Here is a 2,550-nt window from a genome sequence, read left to right on the forward strand (position 1 = left end):
GCCGAACTCGCGCAGCTCCAGCGCCTCGGCGGCGAGCCGGCCGGCGTCGTAGGCGAGGTCGAGCGGGACGGCCGTCGGGATCGGCGCGTCCGCGAGGACGGCGGTCATGACACGGCCTTCCGCACCACGACCGCGCCCGGGTCGTCCGGCAGCGGGGTGGCCTGCGCGAGGCCGTCGCCCTCGGCCGGGTGCAGGCCGACGGCGGCCAGGTCCTTCAGGACGGGCTCGGGCCGGTGCATGTTGTGCAGCCGCTCGGTCACCTCGGTCGCGACCAGCTCGCCGCGCAGGTAGGTGCGGTAGGTCTGGCGCAGCCGGGACAGGTCCGGGCCGAGCCGCTCGGCCTCGGCGGACAGCACGTACCGGCAGTCGCCGAGGTCCTCCTCCGCCATCACACGTTCGGGCTGATCGGGGGCGGGCATGCGCAGCACCATGTCCATCGCGCAGAGGCCGCCGGGCTCCAGGTGCGCGGCGATGGCGGCGAACAGCGTCGGCCGCTCGGCGGGCGGGACGTGCTCCAGCACCCCGCCCAGGTAGACGTAGCCGAAGGTGCGGCCGAGGTCGAAGCTCGGCGCGGTGTCGCGCAGCACGGTGACCTTGCTCCGCAGGTCGGGGCGGAGCACGAGCTTGGAGATCAACACGGCCCGCATCGTGGCCGACCGCTCCAGGCAGGTCAGGGTGCGCGCGCGCTCGGCGACGGCGAGCGCGAGGCGGCCCGTGCCGGGCCCGATCTCCAGCGCGTCCGCCCCGGGTGGCGTCAGGTCGGCGAAGAACGACACCGACGGCAGCGCGTCCTCGTGCGCGCGGAACAGGTCGTAGTAGCCGGGGGTGAAGGCGTACGGATCGCTGAAAGCGGTCGGGGCGGCACCGGTCGACACGATTCTCCCTGCGAGTGTTGAGACGTGCATAGGCGAAGCGATAAGGGCGTGCGTATTCTGGTCGGTGGGAAGACGGCGTTCGCGGCCGCCGGTCGGACGACGGCCGCGAACTCTCGAACCTCATGTCGTGCTCATCAGTGCCAGTACTTCATGGGGTCCTCCCTTCTCTCACTCCCTTGTGGTGCGGGACGTCCGACCCTGCTCAGCCCAGCGCGACCTGCAGACGGGCGGGGCTGCGCAGGGTCAGGGCGACCCGGTACTCGGGCGCGCCGAGGGCGCGCAGTGACGCGGAATGCTCCGCGAGGACGGTGAGCACCACGCGCGCCTGGACGGCGGCGAACGGTGCTCCGAGGCAGGAGTGCGCGCCCCGGCCGAACCCCAGGTGCGGGTTCGGGTGCCGGTCGAGGCGCAGCCGGTGCGGGTCGTCGAAGCGCGCCGGGTCGCGGTTGGCCGCGCCGAGGAACAGCGTCACATCCTGGCCGGGCTCGATCCGCCTGCCGCCGAGCTCGGCCGGCGCGACGCACACCCGGCCCAGCGCCTGGACGGGCGAGCAGTGCCGGACCAGCTCGTCCACCGCGCGCGGCGACGGGTCGGCGGCGAACGCGGCGAGCGCGCCGGGCCGCTCCAGCAGCGCCGCGACCGCCAGCGACAGCAGCTTGCTCGCCGAGGTGTACCCGGCGTGCAGCAGCACCCGCAGGGTGTTCGCGGCGACCGCCCGGTCCAGCTCGCCCGCCTTCACCGTGTCGGCGATGACGCGGACGATGCCGTCCGGCGGCGGGTCGGCGAGCCAGCCGTCGGTCAGCGCGGACAGCTCGGCCTTCGCCGCCATCGCCGGCTCCAGCCGGTCCGGGAACACCCCGGCGTCCATGCCGGCGGCGACCGTCTCGGCGGCGGGCGCGAACCAGGCCGGGTCCGGCTCGGGGACGCGCAGGTAGCGGCAGATCGTGGACACCGCGAGCGGTTCGCAGAACTCGGTCACGATGTCGAAGGACGAGCGTCCGGCCAGCCGGTCGAGGAAGGCCCGGGTCCGTTCGGCGACCATCGGCGCGACCTCGGTCCGGTCCAGCTCGCGCAGCGCGTCCACCAGCGGACGGCGCGCGGCGGTGTGGCCGGGCGGATCGAGCGTCTGGATGCTCACCGCCTGCGGCGGCATCGCGACCCCGGCGCGGCGCGGGTCGGACCCGAACCGGGCGGTGTCCCGCAGCACCTGGGCGCAGTCCGCGTGCCGGGTCAGCAGCCAGGTGCCGAGGCCCTCGTGCCAGGCGACCGGGTCGTGCGAGCGCAGCTCGTCGAAGACCCGGTGCGGGTCCGCGAGCGCCGCGGGCTCGGCGAGCGCCCGGACGGGGTCGAAACCCTGGGACGGGGACGCCGGCGACTGCTGCGGCTGCGGCTGCGGAGCGGGCGGGGTCGGGGGCGGTGGAGTCGGGGAGCCGGGATCGGCGGGGGCGGAGGTCGGGCCACGCCCGGACCGGGGGTTCTCCTCGGTTCGCGCGTGCATCACATCGGGGTCCACGCGGCTCCTTGATAAGGAGGACAGTGGGCGTTACGTGATCACTCCTGGAACGCTAACCCCGACTCGGCTGAAAAGTCCATTGTCAGGAGTCGCCGAAGAAGCCCGTGCCGCAAGGGCTCGCGGCGGACCGGCGGGGTCGGCCCGCCGCGAGCGGCGCTGTCA

At 74.5% G+C, this 2,550-nt stretch carries 2 protein-coding genes; both read right to left on the reverse strand.

The window, feature by feature from the left end:
- Positions 1-104: 104 nt before the first annotated feature.
- A complete protein-coding gene (locus AB0J52_RS35840) occupies positions 105-875 on the reverse strand; it encodes a class I SAM-dependent methyltransferase (protein WP_500187364.1) in 771 nt (256 codons plus the stop codon).
- A 202-nt stretch (positions 876-1,077) separates the two neighbouring features.
- On the reverse strand, positions 1,078-2,388 hold the full coding sequence (locus AB0J52_RS35845; protein WP_500187365.1) for a cytochrome P450: 1,311 nt from the start codon (positions 2,386-2,388) through the stop codon (positions 1,078-1,080).
- Between the last annotated feature and the right edge of the window lie 162 nt (positions 2,389-2,550).

Source organism: Spirillospora sp. NPDC049652, assembly GCF_040675125.1.
Classification (GTDB): domain Bacteria; phylum Actinomycetota; class Actinomycetes; order Streptosporangiales; family Streptosporangiaceae; genus Spirillospora.